Annotated in this window: 1 protein-coding gene; it reads left to right on the top strand. The window is 25.4% G+C overall.

The window, feature by feature from the left end; translation table 11 throughout:
• On the top strand, window positions 1-213 hold a 213-nt coding region (locus HJV72_RS19395; protein ID WP_208073512.1), incomplete at both ends, for a hypothetical protein.

Raw genomic sequence — 213 nt, 5'->3', positions numbered from 1 at the left:
CCAAAATCAAATAAAGAAAAATATTGAACAAAATGAAAGAGGAAAAACGAAATTAACTAAAAAATACACAGCATCAAGTTTTGTGGTATCTTCTAAGATTGATCATATCATCTTCAACAGAAAAAAAACAAAAAAAAAATGTGCTGACATTTGTAGAAAATACAATAATCCAATTTTCAACAAAACCGGATTTTCAAAATGTTACTTTTTACC

Source organism: Extibacter sp. GGCC_0201, assembly GCF_017566055.1.
Taxonomy (GTDB): domain Bacteria; phylum Bacillota; class Clostridia; order Lachnospirales; family Lachnospiraceae; genus Extibacter.
This window is presented reverse-complemented; position numbering and strand designations above follow the sequence as displayed.